Source organism: Streptomyces sp. NBC_00457 (assembly GCF_036014015.1).
In the GTDB taxonomy this organism is placed as follows: Bacteria; Actinomycetota; Actinomycetes; order Streptomycetales; family Streptomycetaceae; genus Streptomyces.
This window is the reverse complement of the sequence record NZ_CP107905.1, coordinates 9,801,595-9,818,339: the sequence shown is the minus strand read 5'-3', so window position 1 is coordinate 9,818,339 and position 16,745 is coordinate 9,801,595. Positions and strand designations below refer to the sequence as shown.

The window sequence follows — 16,745 nt, the reverse complement described above, 5'->3', positions numbered from 1 at the left end:
GCCGCATGGAATCGGTCAGGTGCCGACGGGAAGCGCCCTCTGCTGTTTCTTCAGTGTGATGGCCTTCGCCCCATCAGGGAACACGCTTCTTTCGCTTCTGGCAGCGAGTGCTGGGCTCTTCGTCGCTGGAACCGTTCTGGTCAGCGTGTCCCGATTTCCGTGACCGCTAACGCCGCTCATGACCGGAGCCAGATGACGATGGCTGCGGCAGTGACTGTGCCGAGAAAGACGTAGCCGACCCTTGTCGTAGCAAGTGGCCACGGCCGCGGCTGTTTCAGCTGATTGATGGCCCGCTCGGACGTGTGCAACTGATGATCAACGATTACGCCTGGGTCGTGGTCTTCTGCTTGAGGCGTTCGTAGGAGGTCTGGCCGCCGAGGCCGCCGTGCGGGCGATGGTAGTTGTAGTACTCCTCCCACTCGCGCAGCTTGTCGTTGAAGACCTCGGCGTCGTCGATGATGACGCCGTCGAGCAGCCGGTAGAACTCCTCGGCGTCGATGCGGTGGGAGCGTTCAACCTTCCCGTTCAGCCGGGGTGTTCGCGGCTTGATGTAGGTGTGCGCGATGCCCTTGTCGAGCACGTGCCAGTGGAAGGCGGACTGGAACTCGGCGCCGTTGTCGGTCTGGATGACCTCGACCTGGAACGGCAGGCGCTGGATGACGTAGTCGAGGAACTGGATCGCGGTGGCCTGGTTCAGCGTTGGATAAATCCGCAGGACGCGCAGGCGGGTGCAGTCGTCGATCGCGGTGAACTGGAAGTACCTGTTGCGTCCGCCGCGGCGCCCCGGGGGCATCGAGGCGAGGGGTTCGATGAATTTCACGTCGATCTGGACGCGGTGGCCGGGCAGTTGCTTCTCGTACCGCTTCCATCTGCGGTCGTGGCGCTTGTAGCGCTGGGAGGCCGGCAGGCGGCCCATGTCCAGGCGGTTGAGGATGCGCCAGACGCCGGACTTGCTGATGGTGACGTCGTGGTACCGCTTGAGGTACATGGCGATCTTCTCCGGGCCGAAGTGGTAGTTCTGCCGCAGATAGATGATCTTCCCGACCACCTCGACGTGCGTCGCGTTGGGGCTGTGCTTGGGGGCCTTGGAGCGTGTGCGCAGGCCCTCGACGCCCTCAGCCTGGTAGCGGCGGTACCAGCTGTGGTACGCCTGCCGGCTGATCCCGAAATACCGGCAGGACATCGCGACGTTCCCGCTTACCTCTTCGACATGGCGTATGACCGCCAGACGCCGCTTGGCCTCACGGTCGAGCGGTGGGGTGGTGGGGGTGGACTTCGACATGTGGATCTCCGTAGTGATAGGAGACCCAGGTGTCAACGATGATCGTCAGTTTTAGACCGACATACCGCGGCCGTGAACTCGCCGTCCCCCACCGGTAGCCGTGAACGCACGGGTGCCGCCGGGCACCGCGGTCCTGCTACCCCTCTCTTCTCGCATCGGCCCTCCGCAGCGTCTATTCAGCGCCGTTCACCGGTTCGAGCCTGGCCACTTCAAATTCCACCCGGACCTCGTCGGCCAGCCGCAACGCACCCAGGAAGGCGGTGTAGGGCTTGATTCCCCCAGTCGATTGCGTGACAGTCGCCCAGCCGCGCAACAGACCGTCGCCGTTCCCCTTCCCGTGCACCGCCACCGGGTGGCTCCGGCCCTTGATGGTGAGTTCCCCGGTGATCTCAAAGGACTGCGGCGTTCCCGTGATGCGGGTGGAATGGAAGATGATCGTGGGGTGCTCGGCGGTGTGCAGCAGGGCCTTGTCCCACAGCGTCCGTTTGATCTCAGTCCGGTCGTTGTCGGTGAGCGCCTTCTGTCCGCCCGTTCCCTCCCGGACCTCCAACGAGCCCGTCTCGACCGTCACCCTCACCGACGACCTGTCCGGGTCAGCCACAACCACCACCGCCTCCCCGGACCATCGGGGGGCCTCAATAGTGAGGTCGTGTCCCGCCCTGCGGCCCAGACCGGCGCGGCCGGTCCTGATCAGGAGGCGGGCGGTCGACGGGCCGAGCCGGTACGTACCGTCTGTCAGCGTCACAGCGCCGAGGGTATGGGGCGGATGCTGGCCGAGTCGTCGAGGCAGCCCGATCGGCGTGTCCCCTGTCCACCCGCCGAGTTGGTGGCCGTGCGGACGGCTCAGGTCACGATCATCACGTCCCTGCGAGGGGCACGACGACGGCGCCCTCTGCCCATGGAGAGGAGTCCGATTACAGGTCTTGGCCAGGGGGCACCAGGCCGCCGTGCACCGCTGTTAGGTCTTGAGCATGGCTCCGGCACGCGCCAGGGCACGGCCCTGGCCGAGCGGGGAGCCTCAGCAGATTGCCGGTTCGCCCCAGCTCGGCCGGGTGATGACGGGTCCAGAAGAGCGAAGTCGTCCTCGCGTACCAGATCGAAGCGGAGGGTGAGCGACACCAGTGACTCGCGCTTCCGGCTGGCCGGGGGCGGTGGCGGTGGCGGTGAAACAGCCTGCGGCCATACCGGCCGTCGGCACCTGCGGTACGTAGGCACCGTTCACCGTCAGCGACAGCTCGTAGGACACCGGCGTCCTCCCAGTGGACGACGAAGCCACCGTGGACGAGGCCGAGGTGCCGCAGCCGGTCAGCGCGGCGGCCCCGGTCAGGAGACCGACGGCGGCGACCGGGAAGCGGGGGCGCGGCGGATCACGCCGTCTCCTCCTCTCAACTCAGCCGCCCAAGAGAGTCTCGTTGTTTCCTGCCCTGCCGGACTCGAACGCCTCACCGCCAGGTCGAACGATTCGCGGTGCTCATCTCCCCCATTGCTGGGGACCACCCCTGAGATCTCCCGCCGCACCAGCGTTCCCTGGTCGGCCGGTGTACCCACACAGGCCCGCGCCATTATCCGGACGACTCTCGCCGAGCTGCCGGCCACCGTTCGCTGGCACGATCCGTCGGCGAAGTCGTCCTCAACTCCCCCTCAGGAAAGCCTCAGAACTCCACCAAGCGGGAGCGCGGTGGCAGGCCCGATGATCGAACGGTCGGGGTCCGCCTTGGCCCGGGAGTTGACGGCGGAACTCGTCGGCAAGAGGCACCGTCGGCTGATCGCTTAGTACTTCGGTGACCTGGAATCGGCCATCCCACACAGCTTCGTTCGTCCCGTGCCCCCGTGCGCAATCCAAGGGGACGGGGCACGGCAGTTCCTGCGAAGCGCCCTTTGCCCCGTCCGCACCGGGGAGCAGCCACCGAAACCCGCACGACCATGCCCGGAAGCCCCCTCGCCTACAAGGCCGGAGGTCGCCCAGCAGGGAACCACCGGCGGATCCGACCAACACAGCAGACGGAGAAACGGAATCTCGATGATCTACAACAGCAAGTACCCGGACGTCACAACCATCGATCGCCCTCTCCATGAATGGGTGCTCGGCGACGCCATGCGCCGTGGAACGCAACCGGCCATGGTGGACGTGTCCAGTGGACGGACCCTCACCTACGGCGAGTTGGCTGCGCTGGTCCGCAAGCTCGCGGCGGGCCTTTCCGCCGAGGGCATCGGCAAGGGCGACGTGGTCGCGCTGCACTCGCCGAACACGGTTCTGTTCCCCGTGGTCCTGTACGCCACCACCACCGTGGGCGGGACAGTGACCACGCTGTCGCCCCTGGCCCTCCCGGCGGAGATCGCCAAACAGCTGGTCGACGCAGAGGCGCGCCTGATGGTGAGCGTGTCGGCGCTGATCGAGACCGCGCGAGCCGCGGTCGAGTTGGTCCGGCGACAGACCGGCCGGGACATAGAGATCCTGGTCTGCGACACGGCCGACGGCCACCGCCCGGTGCTGGGGCTGCTCAGCGACGGCGACGTGCCGGCGTTCGAGCTCGATCCGGCCGTGGACGTCGCGGTGCTGCCCTATTCGAGCGGCACGACGGGCGTGCCCAAGGGCGTGATGCTGACCCACCGCAACCTGTGCACCAATCTTGAACAAATGAACGGTCTGCATCGGATCGACGAGAACGACCGCGTCATCGCGATCCTGCCCTTCTTCCACATCTTCGGGCTGACCGCGTTGATCAACAACGCGTTGCACCGTGGCGCGACCGTGTATGTGCACTCGCGGTTCGACCTCGACGCGTTCCTGACCAGCCTGGAGCGCGACCGCATCACCCACGCCTACGTCGCCCCACCGGTGATGCTCGCGCTGGCCAAGCACCCCGCGGTCGGGAACCTGGACCTGTCGCACCTGCGGCGCATCATCTGCGCGGCGGCGCCGCTGGACGCGGGGGTACAGGCGGCTGTGGCCGACCGGTTGGGCGTGGAGGTCGGGCAGGCGTACGGCATGACCGAACTGTCCCCCGCCTCGCACATCCACGCCGACAGCAACCGGGACGAGCCCGTCGCGTGCGTCGGGCACCTGCTCCCGTCGACGCAGGCACGCCTGGTCGATCCGTTCACCGAGCTGGACGTGGCGGCGGGCGAGCCGGGCGAAATGTGGATCCGGGGCCCGCAGGTGATGAAGGGCTACTTCGGCCGCCCGGAGGACACCGACGCGACCGTCGACGCCGAAGGCTGGCTGCACACCGGGGACATCGGCCGGGTCGACGAGGACGGGAACTGGTTCATCGTCGACCGGGTCAAGGAGCTCATCAAGTACAAGGGCTACCAGGTGGCGCCGGCCGAGCTCGAAGCCATCCTCGTGCAGCATCCCGGCATCGCCGACGCCGCCGTGATCGGCGTCAACGACGAGGAGGGCAACGAGACACCCAAGGCGTTCGTGGTGCCCATGACGGGAGTGCCGATATCCGCCGCCGCGGTGATGGCCCACGTCGAGGGCCAGGTCGCGCCGTACAAGCGGATCCGCCGGGTCGAGTTCATCGAGACGGTACCGAAGGCGGCCTCCGGCAAAATCCTCCGACGGCAGCTGCGGGAACGGGAGCCGGCGCGTCCCTGAACGGTAGGCCGTGCTCGCGGGGCCCTGCGCCTGGGACGATACGGACGCACTCAACTCCTGCAGATTGAAGGGATGTTGTAAAGTTTTCGTGTGGGCGATGCGGTTTACAGGTTCGGGCAGTATGCGTTGGATGCGGACCGCCGTCGGCTCAGCCATGACGGGCAGCGGGTCGACGTCGAGCCCCAGGTCATAGAGCTCCTGTGCCACCTGGTCGAGCACCGCGGCCGTGTCGTGCCCGAGGAGGAGCTGCGCGACTGGTTGGGGCACGGGCACGCGGTCAGCGAGGCCGCACTCGCCACCGGGCTGCGCACGGCCCGTCGCGCGATCGGTGACAGTGACGCACGGCAGCAGATGATTCGCGCCGTGCGCCCGCACGGCTATCGGTTTGTCGCCCGTGTGACGATGGCTTCCACCGCTTCGACCGCCACGCCCACGGCCCCCGGGGTCCCGGCAGGGGCGGAGGCAGACCACGAGGTCATCCGGTTCTGCCGGTCCGCCGACGGCACCCGTATCGCCTACGCGCTCACCGGCGAGGGCCCGCCCCTGGTGAAGACCGCCAACTGGCTGACCCACCTCGACCTCGACCGGACCAACCCGATGTGGGCGCACTGGTTCGACGGTCTCACCCGCGGCCGGCAGCTCATCCGCTACGACGAGCGGGGCTGCGGCCTCTCCTCATGGGACATGGGCAGCTTCACCCTCGACAACCTGGTCGCCGACCTCGATGTCGTGGCCGATGCCGCCGGCCTCGACCGCTTCCCCCTGCTCGGCGTGTCACAGGGCAGCGCGGTGGCGGTCGCCTACGCCGCGCTGCGCCCCGAGCGGGTCAGCCATCTGATCCTCACCTCGGCCTATGCCCGGGGGCAGCAGATCCGTGCGGGCAGCGACGCCGAGCGCGATGCCGCCGAGGTCGACCTGAACATCGCCCGCGCCGGATGGCGTTCGCAGGACAGCAGCTTCCTGCGCTACTTCGCCTCCCAGTTCCTTGCCGACGCCACTCCCGCGGAGTGGGACGCGTTCGCCGCCTACCAGCGCCAGACGACCTCGCCCGCCAACGGCCTGCGCTTCCTGGAGGAGTTCACCCGTATCGACGTCTCGGGCATCGCTCACGACGTCACCTGCCCCACGCTGATCATCCACTCCCGCGACGACGCTCGCGTTCCCGTCGCACAGGCCCTGGAACTGGCCACGCTCATCCCCGACAGCCGGCTGATCCTGCTCGAAAGCCGCAACCACCTGTTCACCGCGGACGACCCCGCATGGCCCACCTTCCTCACCCACCTGGACAACTTCCTCTCCGAGTAGCCCGGTAGACGAAACGCCTGCGCCGACGAGAGGGCCCCGCGCGGCGCGGTGCACGGCCGTATCGGCGACTGCGTGCGGATGCCGGTCCGCGCTCCGGTGGGTGTGGCGGTCGCACAGTCCGTGGCCATGCCGGGAAGAGATGAGCGACGGGCGAGGGCCCACCGGCACAGCGTCGGCCGGTGGGCCCCTGTTGCCCGCCAGGTGACGGTTACTGCTGGATCTCGGTGACGTCGGATTCGGTCAGGATCTTGGGGTCGATCCCCATGTCCTGGGCGGCCTTGATCTCCTCGTCCGAGAACTTGCGGGCGACGACGATCTTGGTGGCGTCGAGGTGCGGGAAGGTGCGGCCCACGTAGCTGCCGGAGTTCAGCTTCAGGTTGGCGCTGGTGACCAGGGTGCCGTCGCCCCGGATCGGGACCAGCAGATGAGTGTCGGTCCACAGTGCGCCGGCATGGTCGGCGGGCACGTCGTACGACACGCTCACCGCCTTGTTCTCGAAGGTGGACACGCTGTAGCGCGAGGCGTACCCGAGTTCGAGGGACGCGCTCACCGTGGCTTCCGCGTAGGAGCTGGCCCCCATGCCGAAGGGCTTGGCCGACGCCTCCACGCCCGCGGTGACGCTGACGGAGATCCCGACGTTCTGCGAGAACTCCTGCCCCCTCTCCTCCGAGACGCCTTGCTGGATCTCCTCGAGGATCGTCCCGCTACCCGAGCCCCGGTAGTCCACGTGGCGGACGAGATCGTACTGACGCTTGCGCAGGATCTTGTAGAAGGGTGAGTTGGCCACCTTCCACGCCTCGGTGCGCCCATCGTCCTTGACCATGTGGTACGGCACGGTCACGGTCCGGTCGGTGACGATCGACTGGGCCGGGGGCGGGTTGTAGGACGTCAGGGTCATCTCCGGGGCGTAGCCGGTCTTGTCGACGGCGGCCGGCAGGTCCAGCACCCAGGTCACGGCCGTCGGCGCGTGCGGCGTGTCGGGTCCGCAGCTGAAGGTGGCGGCCGGCAGGAGCAGATGCTCCTCGGTGTCGTCCGCCGGGAACAGCGGGGTCGTGACGGCCCAGAGGGCCTCCCCCGATCCATTTACCCGAAGCGGGAGCCGGCCGAGTTCGCCGCGGCGTACATAGGCGCGTCCTTCGTGCACCTGCTTGACGCACACGAGGCCCAACTCAGAGACGCGGGGCTTGACAGCCCCCGCGCTCGTGTGCATGGTCACCACGTCTCCCAGGGCGACGTAGCCGGCGGGCGGGACGGGCCGCCAGATGTCGGCGTCGCGGGACGTCCAGGGGTCAAAACGGCCCACCTTCTGGAAGTCCACGGGCGGCCGAAGCAGGTCCTGGCCGGAGGAGAGGTCCTTGACCAGGAGCCCTCCGAACTTGCCCGGCCACGTCGTCGAAAATGCATTGTTCGCGAAGACGGCGCCCAGGGCGCGCCATTGCCCGTCCCCCGCGGGGACTCCAGCCTGGAAGAACGAGTTCGCGTGCCACTGCGTGGTGTAGGCGACCTCCAGGTCGCCGTAGCGCTGAGTGATCATGTGTCTGGGTTCCCCCTGTGGTGTTCCGAAATGACGTCCGTGAAGCCGTCGAACGGCTTCACGGACGCCCATGGTCTTGCCGGGCCGGCACCGCGCCGGCCTGTGCGAACGGTGTGCGACTAGCCGATGACGATGTCGCAGTCGGCCCTGCCCCGGGCGGCGATGTCGGCGAAGTCCGCCTGAACGGCGGGGTCGTACGCCGCCGAGCTGATGCTGCGGGTCTTCTTGCCGGGCACGGCCTTCTTCCCGGTCGAGTGCGAGACCTCCGCCGCGTCCCACGTCAGGTCGCAGGTCCAGTGGAACGTGCGGACGAGCAGGTGCGAGTTGTGCCCGCTGCCCGCGATCGACCAGTTGCCGTCCGCCTTCACCACGAAGCTGACACTGCCGTTGACGCCCCGGCTGCTGTCGCTCGCGGCGAACGTGATCGACTGGCCGTCCGCCGCCACCGTCTTGGTGGTGTCGTTGGCCTGCGCCGGAAGCGTTCCCAGCAGCAGGGAGCCCAGCCCGGCCCCCGTCGCGATCAGCAGCGCCAGCCCCCGGCGAGTCCGGGCCTGGCCGGACGTCCTGGTGTTGTCGAGTCGCATCTTCTGTCCTTCTCTCTCGCGTGTGTCCCGTGTCTGAGGTGAGTACCGGGCCGAGGTAGCTGCCTCCACGGCTGCTCCTCGCCCCGGCACCGCTCAAGCATCGGGTCCGTCGGCGGGCCAAGGCTTGGTGGAGGTCTGAGGCATATCTGAGGGCGGGCTGAGGACGGGCTGAGGGCGCTTCCCTCAGTGGGCGAGCCGGGTTGATGGGGCGCGCGTGAGCACCACGTCCGGCGAGCCGGACGCAAACGGGGTGTGTGAGGCTGCCGGGATATTCCTTCTGCGCACTGCAAGCCGCGACGCCGAACACCGGCAACAGCAGACAACCCGAGATCACAACACGGGCCTACGGGGTGGGCTGATCACTCATCCCCACCATCAGCCCGCACCGGCGACACGGGGTGATCGGCACATGGTGCCGCAGCCCGCCCGTAGGCCGGCGCCGGGAGATTCGGACGTCGCCGTCACGGGGGAAGATCGCGGCCGCCAGCTTCGCCGCCCCGCGTGCCAGGCCGCCAGGCCAGACTTCGTCGGCCCGAGTCGCTGATGACGCGGTCACGGCCGTCCGGGGCCTGACGGCCGCCCGGCGACTCCTCGGCTGCCGGATACCGAGGCCCACGCGGCTCACGCGGTCAGGAAGGCGTCGATGTGCGACAGGAACTCGTCCCAGGCCGGTTCGAACGCGGTGAGCAGGTGGCTGCGGCTCTTGAGCAGGACCAGCCGGCTGTCGGGAATGAGAGCGGCCAGCTCATTGGCCTGCGAGACCGGCACCCGCTCGTCGTCGCGGGAGTGGAGGATCAGCGTCGGACAGGCCACCCTGTGGGCAATTTCGGACACGTCGATCCGGGCGAACTCCTCAAGGAAACGGACCCCGTTGGACGGCGAGGTCGTCTGCCGCTGGAAGGCGGTGAACTCGTCCCAGTCCTCCGGTGTGCCATCGGGCAGGAACTGGGAGGCGAAGACCCGCAGGAATCTGGGGTCCTGGTGGATCCATCCCACCCGGGCCACATCCAGGTCGAGGGCCGCCTCGGCGCTCTCGGTCTCGGTTCGGGCCCGGACCTGCCGTCCTCGGGCGTAGGCCCCGGCGAGGATCAGCCGGCTGACCCGCTCCGGATGGCGTACGGCATAGGCCACCGCCACCGCACCGCCCTGCGACACCCCAAGCAGAGGGAATCTGTCGAGCCCCACGGCATCGACCACGGTCTCCAGGTCGTCGACCCAGCCCTCGAACGTGAAGCCGGGCACCACCCAGTCGGAGAGGCCGCACCCGCGCTCGTCGTAGCGGATCAGGCGGCGGTTGCGGGCGAGCCCGCGCAGCCAGTGCGACCACACGGGGGTCGTCCACTCCAGGTCGAGGTGGGTCATCCAGTTGGCCGCTTTGAGCAGGGGCGGGCCCGAGCCGACGGACGCGTAGGCGATACGGGTGCCGTCGCCGGCCCGGCAGAACCGGATGGCCTGACGGTCGGCGCCGAGCGGTTCGCCGACCGCTGTCGACTTCACAACATCCCCTTGGCCGGGGCCGGCGGACGCCTCCGCCCCGAGGACCGCAGCCGCAGCCGCAGCCACGAACTGGTAACCCCGCCGGTGCACTGTGCGGATCACCTGCTGCCGGCTACCGGTGTCCCCCACGGCCAGGCGTACGGTCCGAAGCGCCGTGGTGAGCGCGGCCTCGCTGACGAAACGATCCCCCCACACCTCGTCGAGCAGCTCGTTCTTCGGGACCACCCGGTCCCGGTGCTCGACCAGGTGACACAGCAGGTCCAAGGCCCGGGGCTCGACATGGACCGGCTCGCCGGCCCGGCGGAGTTGGTGACGAGCTCTGTCCAGCTCATACTCCCCGAAGCGATATGTGTCCCCCACCATTTTTGCAGCGTACAACCCTCATCAAACAACGTACACACGAACGATTCACATGCACGCCGACGGCTTCGGTATCGGCTTGGGTTGCACGAGTCGCGCGGCCAGGTCGACACCCACCCGCCACCTCGCGTCAGCGCCCGGCACGTTCGAGGCTACGCGGGCAGCTCACGCACCTGGTTGTCGTCCGTCACCTCGTACACATCGATCCTCAGCAGTCGTCGCACGTGCGCCGGGACACGCTCGGCTGCCCTGACCGACGACGAGGGGACGACCAGCGCATACCGGGTGTCCGGTGAGCCGCTGGTCATACGGCGCAGGAGCTGTCCGTAGGCGATGTCGGCGTCGATGCCCTTCTCGCTGGTTCGCCCTTTGGCCTCACAGACCAAGCGCTCCTTCCCGCGTACCGCTTCGAGGTCGGTCCAGCGGTCCGTCGGGTTCACCGGTGTCCAGCCCTGGGCCAGGAGCCAGGTGCGGAAGGCGTCCGTGACCCGGTCCTCGTCACTGTCGCGCGCCAGGATCCTATTGAGTGCCGCGAGGTCCGACTCCGGGTTGCGGCACAGGCGGCCGCAGCTGTCCGCGTCCAGGTCGGCAGGACGGACGACGACAAGTCGCAGGCCGTGGGCAGGAATTTCGGTGTCGCGTCGGCCGTCGTACAGGGCCCGCTGCTCGCCTCGGTGGACGCCGCTGACGGTCAGCCGGTCTGGCTTGTCGAAGTGCGGCATGGGCTGGTCGTGCTGCAACTCGCGGTACTCAACGACGAGTTGGTGTCCCGGCCAGTAGGCATCGACGGGAAGTCCGGCACGCCTGCCACCGGCCCCCGGATCGCCCAGCAGCCAGTCGAACTTGTGCTGCGTCAAGGCTGTCTCGCCCAGTACCTGGTTGCACAGGTCGACGACGTAGGCCTCGTCGCTCTCGTCTCTGGTTCCCATGGCCGGGCATGATGCCACCCGCTGCCGGCACACTGCGCGACACGTGTTGCTTGTGATGCTTTGCCTTCCATGGCACTGCGGGCGCCGTGTGGGCGTTCAATGGCGGTCGTCACCATTCCGGGGACGTGCGGACCGTGGGGCGTCGGGGCTCACCCGCGACGGCGGACGTGCGGGCCCGGTCTGGCTGTTCGCCGGGCCGGGCCCGCGTGCAGCGCCACTTCCTGTCGGATCGTTTCAGGTGGATTGTGTTTGTTCACGCCGCGCTCGGGTCGTGTCCGGTGAGTGCGGCTGAGGTTGCTCCGGTGTCAGACGGTAGCCTTCCTCCTTCCTGTCGTCCGCGCCCCGCGGAGCATGCGAACGCCGAGGATGACCGCGCCGACGATCACGAGGGCTGCCCCGGCCAGGACGGCCAGCGCTGCGGTGCGGCTAAGCCCCAGGATCGTGCCGCTCTTGGCCGAGGCCGCGCCCACGTACGGTGCCGGCAGGCTGAGCCCCCGGCAGGCGGACGGGACCGCGACGGCTTCTGCGCCGTCGGCGACCTCGAACTGGAAGGCGTTGCTCTGTGTGTCGCCGTCGGCGGACGTGACGGTGTAGGTGAGGGTGTTGACGCCCGCGCGGAGCGGGGTGACCGCGGCGCAGGTTACGGAGTCGTCGGCCACGACGGGCTGCCCGACGGGCACAGCGGTGCCGTCGGGGCCGGTCAGGTTGATTTTTGGTGTGGTGCCGGACTTCAGTCGGCCGAAGGTCAGCGAGACGACATCGGCACCAGGGGCGACCTTGGCGCCTGGTCCCGGTGTCGCGTTCTGCAGCGCGGTGTGGGCGTACGCGGGTGTGCCGCCGAGGAACAGCAACACGCACAGGCATCCCAACAGGCCGGCCGGCGCCCTCAGAAGTCGAAGTCCGCGCATGCTATCCGGTTGTCCATCGCGTCACGGGGGTGGACGACAAGGGCGACCGCTTCCTCGCCGGTCTTGCGGGTGTTGTTCACCGTCGTCATGCCCATACCGGACTTGTCGGCGGTGAACATCAGATGCACCTCGTTCGGTGGGGTGGTCGCACCGCCCTTCTCGAACTGGAAGTGCTCGCCGCCGTTCTCGGCGGAGCACTGCTGGGCGTGCAGGTGCGCCATGTAGGCGTCACCGGGCTTCAGACCGGTCAGGGAGACCGTCACCGTGGTGCCCTTCGGGCTCTGTGCCAGCCAGACCGTGCCCTTGACGTCGTCCAGGCCCGGCGGTCGGGTGTCGAGCAGCTGGAAGGTGCCTTTGACCACGTCTGCGTCGCGGATCTTGTCGGCGGGGGTGGCCGAAGGATCGCCCATCGCCATGTCGGCCATGTCACCCATGCTCTTAGAGGGCGAAGCGGACGCTGCCGCGGCGTCGGCGGACGTGTCCGACGTGTTCTCGGCGGAGTCGCCGCTGCAGCCGGACAGCAGGGCGGCCGTCGCCGTCACGGTGACACAGGCGACGGCGAGACGGGCGCGAGGTCGGCTCGGCACGGCCGTGGACGTCAGTGCTCCCACCGCTGACACGGTGTCAGGCAGGGGAGGGCGGCCGGAGGTGTGTTGATACATAGGGAAACTCCCGATCGTTTGCGGGAGGCCGGGCCCGAACGGCGACGCGATGCGCACAGCAGGCACCGCATCGCAGGCGGCGGGCACAGCCCGGAGGAGAGACAACAGGCCGACGCGCATACGGGCACGCCGACCGTCCGCCTGTCCCCCCGGCCACGGCCACCACCGGGAACGGACCGAATTCAGGGCCGTGTGGCGAGCAGCGGATCGGGAGACGGGCGCGTGACTACGGACCAGGCCGATGGCGGTCCTCTGCGTACGAGGGCGTGCCTCAGCAGGACGGCTATCGGCTGCGGTCGTTCCCTGCCTACGGCGACGGCCCGGCACGACGGAGCCTCGATCTCGCAGGCGGTGCGGAAGAGCACGCCACAGACCCGGCGCAGCGGTGCGAACAGGGCGGCTGCCAGGGCCCGACCGATCCGGTGGACCGCCGTCTCACCCCGCCACAGCCACAGCCCGCACACCACGGCGGCCAGCAGATGTGCCAGCGCCATCCCGACTGAACTCCCGTGCGTCACAGGGGACATGAGGGAGGAGCCGGAGCTCTCCCCCATCACCGCGGAATGCGCCCCGTGATCTTGCGCGGCCAACCCGGAGTGGGAGACCCCCGCCCCGTGATGCATACCGGACATGCCCTCCGCCCCCGGCACGCCGGTCGAAGCAGCCGACGGACGGACCAGCCGGTGGGCGAGGCTGAACAGCACGTGCAGCAGCCCCTGCGCGACGACCGTGGCCCCGACGACCGTCACGGCACCACGTTCCCGGCCGGTCAGCCACCAGGCGCCCGACGCAGTGCCGGCGAACGCGACGCCCACTGCCCACCAGGGCAGGACGTCGCCCGACATCAGGGCGTGGCCCAGTGCCGTCGTCACCACGCACACGGCCGCGAAGACCCCCGCCCGCGCGAGGCGCAGGGCATGGGTGTCGTCCTCAGTCGCGCCTGCCACGCGGCACCCCCGATTCGCTCCACCGCGACTGCGGTGCATCCGGGGCATCGGGCAACTCCTCAGGTCCGTCGGGCTTCCCGTTCCTTACGGCTGGCCGGCCGAGAGCGTTCAGGCACGTGCGGACCGGCGGTCCTGCGCCCGTCACGGCGGGGACGCCGGCTGGTCCGGCACAGCCACCTCGCCCGACGACTTCGCCTGCCCGGCCCTCATGGGGTGATCTTCACGGTCTTCGACACGGTGACCTGGTCGACGTCGGAGATACGGACGGTGGCCCGCATCGTCCAGGTCCCGGCGAGCGGGAGATTCAGCGAGTCGCTGCCCCAGTAGCCGCTCTGATCGACTAGTTCGGCGTCCAACGGGCCGACGCGCTGCGCGGACTGGGTGAAGGTCAGGCGCAGTTCGGGGATGGCGATGACGCTTCCGTCCGCGCCGAAGACCACTGCCTCCACTACGTTCCGGCCGACCCGGCCCGGTTCCAGGGTGATCTGCACCTTGCCGCTCCCGGAGGGGGCGCCCGTGTCGAACGGGACCACCGCCAGGGTCACGTTGGGCCGCCCGACCGTCGTGGAGACCGCCGCGGACTCGGTGGCGGCCCGCCCCGGCTGGCTGCCCGTCAGCACGGTCGTGACCGCGAGCACCACGACGCCGATCACAACCTCAGCCAGCACCGACCTGCGCAGGCCCCGCCGCTGCGCCTCAAGGTCGGGATCGGCCGTGTCGGGCCCCGTCGCTCCCTCGGGGGGAGGGCGGTGCTCGCCGCCACCCACGGCGACCAGCACCGGTGCCTCCTGGGGCACGCGCAGCAGCCGCTCGGTCCAGTTCCGGGAGTAGGACGCCGCCAGCAGCATCAGCGCCACGGCTCCGATCTTCAGGGCGAGCGTCCTGCCGTAGGGAGTGGTGAACGCCTCCCAGGAACCGAGCCCTCGCCAGGACTGGTATACGCCGGTGGCCGCCAGAACGGCCACCGCGCCGAGGGCGAGCCGGGAAAAGCGCGCTACCGCGGCCGACGCTAGCGGGTCGTCGGTCGGCGCCCGGAACAGCACGACCAGCAACACCGCCAGACCGCCGAGCCACACCGCCATGGCGAGCAGATGCAGCACGGGAGAGACGATCGCCACGGGCACCTGGATCCCGGCGGAGGCGTGCTCGGCCGCCGCCCACGTCCCGGCAAGGCCGAGAGCGAGGGCGAGGGCGCCTCCTGCTGCGGCCGTGCCCCGGTCTGCGTGCCACTCGGACCGGCCGCGCCTCAGGAGCAGGGCCACCAGCAGGAGCAGGCCCAGGCGGACCAGCAGCGCGATGCCCGGTCGGCTGTCGACTGTGCTCAGCAGCAGCTTCGGGGCGAACACCCCGGCCAGCCCGTCCCCGCTCGCGTACGGCCCGCGCACCACCAGCAGCGCGACCGTCGACAGCACCAGCGCCCACCACCCGGCCAGAAGGGGCCTGCGCACCATACGTAGGGCCAGGGTGCCCGGCCGACAGACAAGGACGAACACGACGACGCCGATGAGCAACGCCAGGCCGGCGTAAGCGACGTAGCGGCCAAGACCGTAGAGCACGTCGACGGTCGGGTCCACGGCCGGCTCGGCAACGGCATCGGCCCGGGTCTGCGAAGGCTCACCGATAGAGAAGGTGAACGCGCCGGAAACAGCGTGGCTGTCCGCCGACAGAACCCGCCAGGAGACGGTGTACGTGCCCTCCTACAGGCCGCCGGACGGACGTGCTATCGGCGGGCCGGGCGTCGGCCGCGGCCCCGGTTCGGCTGCTCTGTGCGGATGCGGCGCCGCTCGCGCCGCTCGCGGCGGTGGTGGACGGGCCGGGGCGGGCCGCGTTCGATGCCGCGGCCTTCAACTTCAGGACGGGGGCGGGCTGTTCGGGCTCCTCCCCACTTGTGGGCAGCTCGATCCAGCGGAAGATCTCGCCGTCGCCGTAAGTCTCGACGGTCTTGAACACCAGTTGCTCGGCATCGGGCAGCTGCCGCACCCTGATCTTGTATGTGGCGTCGACTCCGGTCTTGAGGGCCGGTCCTACGACGGTGTAGCCGTCGCCGGCGGTCTTCAGCTTCCAGCCCTCGGGCGCGTCGGTGAGCGAGACGTCACCGGGTGCGATGCCGTCGGGCAGGACGACGCGTAGCCGGGTGAAGCCCGCACCTTTGGACTCGGCCTCGGAGACGAAGGTGAGGGTGACGTTCTCGGCGAGGGCTCGCGGGGTGTCGGCCTCGACCTCCGCGTGGGCGGAGGCGGGACCGGCCAGAGTCAGGACGACCGTCAGCGCGGCGGCGCTGGCAGCGGCGACACGGCCTGCCGTGCGGGCAGCGTGGTGTACGGACACAGAGATGCTCCTAGCGGGGAAAGCCGGGCAGCCCGATGGGGCGGCCCAGGTGAGGGACGGCTCAGGACGTGGGTGTGTCCTGGCGGTCCCCTGCGCACCATCGCGTGCCCCAGGAGATGTGTCTGTGTCCGTGCGGGAGGCAGCGAGCATCCTGTGACCGGAACGGCGGGCAACGGGCGGACCTGAACTCCGCCCCGCAGCGTGCGGACCCAGGCGCATACCGCAGCCACAATGCCCCGCAGCGCACGGGCGATGCCCAGCGCGGCCGCCACGTCGGCATCGGCCCGGTGCAACAGCCAGGCCACCGCCAGTGCGGCGAGAACGTGGACGGCGGTCAGCGCGGCAGAGGCGTGATGCCAGGCGTACCCATCCACCCCGGCTACGGCCACATGACCGGGCATGCCGTGAGCGGCGTGGCCGGCGTGGACAGTCCCGGCCGGGTCATGCTCACCCGCGATCTCCAGCGCCAGATGCAGCGAGCTCTGCATTGCCAGGGCGCATCCGAGGGCCGCGGGGAGTGAGAAGCGCCGACGAACGACGGGCCACACCACGACGAACTGCGCCCCCGCCAACAACATCACGAACCGCCACGGCGCCGCCCCCCTCGGCGACCGCCTGATGCCCCAGGGCGGCGAGCACACCGCCGGCCAGCGCGAAAATCCCGGCCCTGACACAGGCCGTGGCGCGACTCGCCTCGGGCCGACCGGGGCGGTCGTCGAAGGACGTCGCGTTCTCGCCCTGGATGATCGCCTCTCTCAGCTGCGGCAGTCACGAAGCCGTACCGCCACGCCTCACGGGGGATACGGAA

14 protein-coding genes are annotated in these 16,745 nt (G+C 69.4%); 3 read left to right on the top strand and 11 right to left on the bottom strand.

The window, feature by feature from the left end; all coding sequences use genetic code 11:
- Positions 1 to 322: 322 nt before the first annotated feature.
- On the bottom strand, positions 323 to 1,282 hold the full coding sequence (locus OG828_RS44785; RefSeq protein ID WP_328504360.1) for an IS481 family transposase: 960 nt from the start codon (positions 1,280 to 1,282) through the stop codon (positions 323 to 325).
- A 172-nt stretch (positions 1,283 to 1,454) separates the two neighbouring features.
- Positions 1,455 to 2,027: a YceI family protein gene (locus OG828_RS44780; protein WP_328504359.1), complete on the bottom strand. Its 573-nt coding sequence runs from the start codon at positions 2,025 to 2,027 to the stop codon at positions 1,455 to 1,457.
- Positions 2,028 to 3,302: 1,275 nt separating this feature from the next.
- On the opposite strand from OG828_RS44780, the gene OG828_RS44775 reads away from it, so the two are divergent.
- Together OG828_RS44775 and OG828_RS44770 are read left to right on the top strand one after the other, a co-directional pair.
- On the top strand, positions 3,303 to 4,883 hold the full coding sequence (locus OG828_RS44775) for an AMP-binding protein (protein WP_328504358.1): 1,581 nt from the start codon (positions 3,303 to 3,305) through the stop codon (positions 4,881 to 4,883).
- A 90-nt stretch (positions 4,884 to 4,973) separates the two neighbouring features.
- Positions 4,974 to 6,188, top strand: a complete 1,215-nt coding sequence (locus tag OG828_RS44770) for an alpha/beta fold hydrolase (RefSeq protein ID WP_328504357.1) — start codon at positions 4,974 to 4,976, stop codon at positions 6,186 to 6,188.
- Between the two features lie 208 nt (positions 6,189 to 6,396).
- Here OG828_RS44770 and OG828_RS44765 read toward each other — a convergent pair whose 3' ends face one another.
- The 9 genes from OG828_RS44765 to OG828_RS44725 all read right to left on the bottom strand — a co-directional run bounded on the left by OG828_RS44765 (position 6,397) and on the right by OG828_RS44725 (position 15,937).
- Complete coding sequence (locus OG828_RS44765; RefSeq protein WP_328504356.1) at positions 6,397 to 7,722, bottom strand: Vps62-related protein; 1,326 nt, start codon at positions 7,720 to 7,722, stop codon at positions 6,397 to 6,399.
- Between the two features lie 119 nt (positions 7,723 to 7,841).
- Positions 7,842 to 8,306, bottom strand: coding sequence for a hypothetical protein (locus OG828_RS44760; RefSeq protein WP_328504355.1), 465 nt, complete (start codon positions 8,304 to 8,306; stop codon positions 7,842 to 7,844).
- A 621-nt stretch (positions 8,307 to 8,927) separates the two neighbouring features.
- Complete coding sequence (locus OG828_RS44755; protein WP_328504354.1) at positions 8,928 to 10,166, bottom strand: alpha/beta fold hydrolase; 1,239 nt, start codon at positions 10,164 to 10,166, stop codon at positions 8,928 to 8,930.
- Between the two features lie 149 nt (positions 10,167 to 10,315).
- On the bottom strand, positions 10,316 to 11,092 hold the full coding sequence (locus OG828_RS44750) for a hypothetical protein (RefSeq protein WP_328504353.1): 777 nt from the start codon (positions 11,090 to 11,092) through the stop codon (positions 10,316 to 10,318).
- A gap of 305 nt (positions 11,093 to 11,397) precedes the next feature.
- Positions 11,398 to 11,946, bottom strand: coding sequence for a copper resistance CopC family protein (locus tag OG828_RS44745; RefSeq protein WP_328504352.1), 549 nt, complete (start codon positions 11,944 to 11,946; stop codon positions 11,398 to 11,400).
- 32 nt (positions 11,947 to 11,978) lie between these two features.
- The gene (locus tag OG828_RS44740; protein WP_328504351.1) at positions 11,979 to 12,611 is read right to left on the bottom strand and encodes a superoxide dismutase family protein; all 633 of its coding nucleotides are present in this window, start codon (positions 12,609 to 12,611) and stop codon (positions 11,979 to 11,981) included.
- 233 nt (positions 12,612 to 12,844) lie between these two features.
- Complete coding sequence (locus OG828_RS44735; RefSeq protein ID WP_328504350.1) at positions 12,845 to 13,609, bottom strand: hypothetical protein; 765 nt, start codon at positions 13,607 to 13,609, stop codon at positions 12,845 to 12,847.
- 206 nt (positions 13,610 to 13,815) lie between these two features.
- Positions 13,816 to 15,276, bottom strand: a complete 1,461-nt coding sequence (locus OG828_RS44730; protein WP_328505046.1) for a copper resistance D family protein — start codon at positions 15,274 to 15,276, stop codon at positions 13,816 to 13,818.
- Positions 15,224 to 15,937, bottom strand: a complete 714-nt coding sequence (locus OG828_RS44725) for a DUF1775 domain-containing protein (RefSeq protein ID WP_328504349.1) — start codon at positions 15,935 to 15,937, stop codon at positions 15,224 to 15,226. The genes OG828_RS44730 and OG828_RS44725 overlap by 53 nt, the downstream gene beginning before the upstream one ends.
- Before the next feature lie 353 nt (positions 15,938 to 16,290).
- On the opposite strand from OG828_RS44725, the gene OG828_RS44720 reads away from it, so the two are divergent.
- Complete coding sequence (locus OG828_RS44720) at positions 16,291 to 16,458, top strand: hypothetical protein (protein WP_328504348.1); 168 nt, start codon at positions 16,291 to 16,293, stop codon at positions 16,456 to 16,458.
- Positions 16,459 to 16,745: the final 287 nt, after the last annotated feature.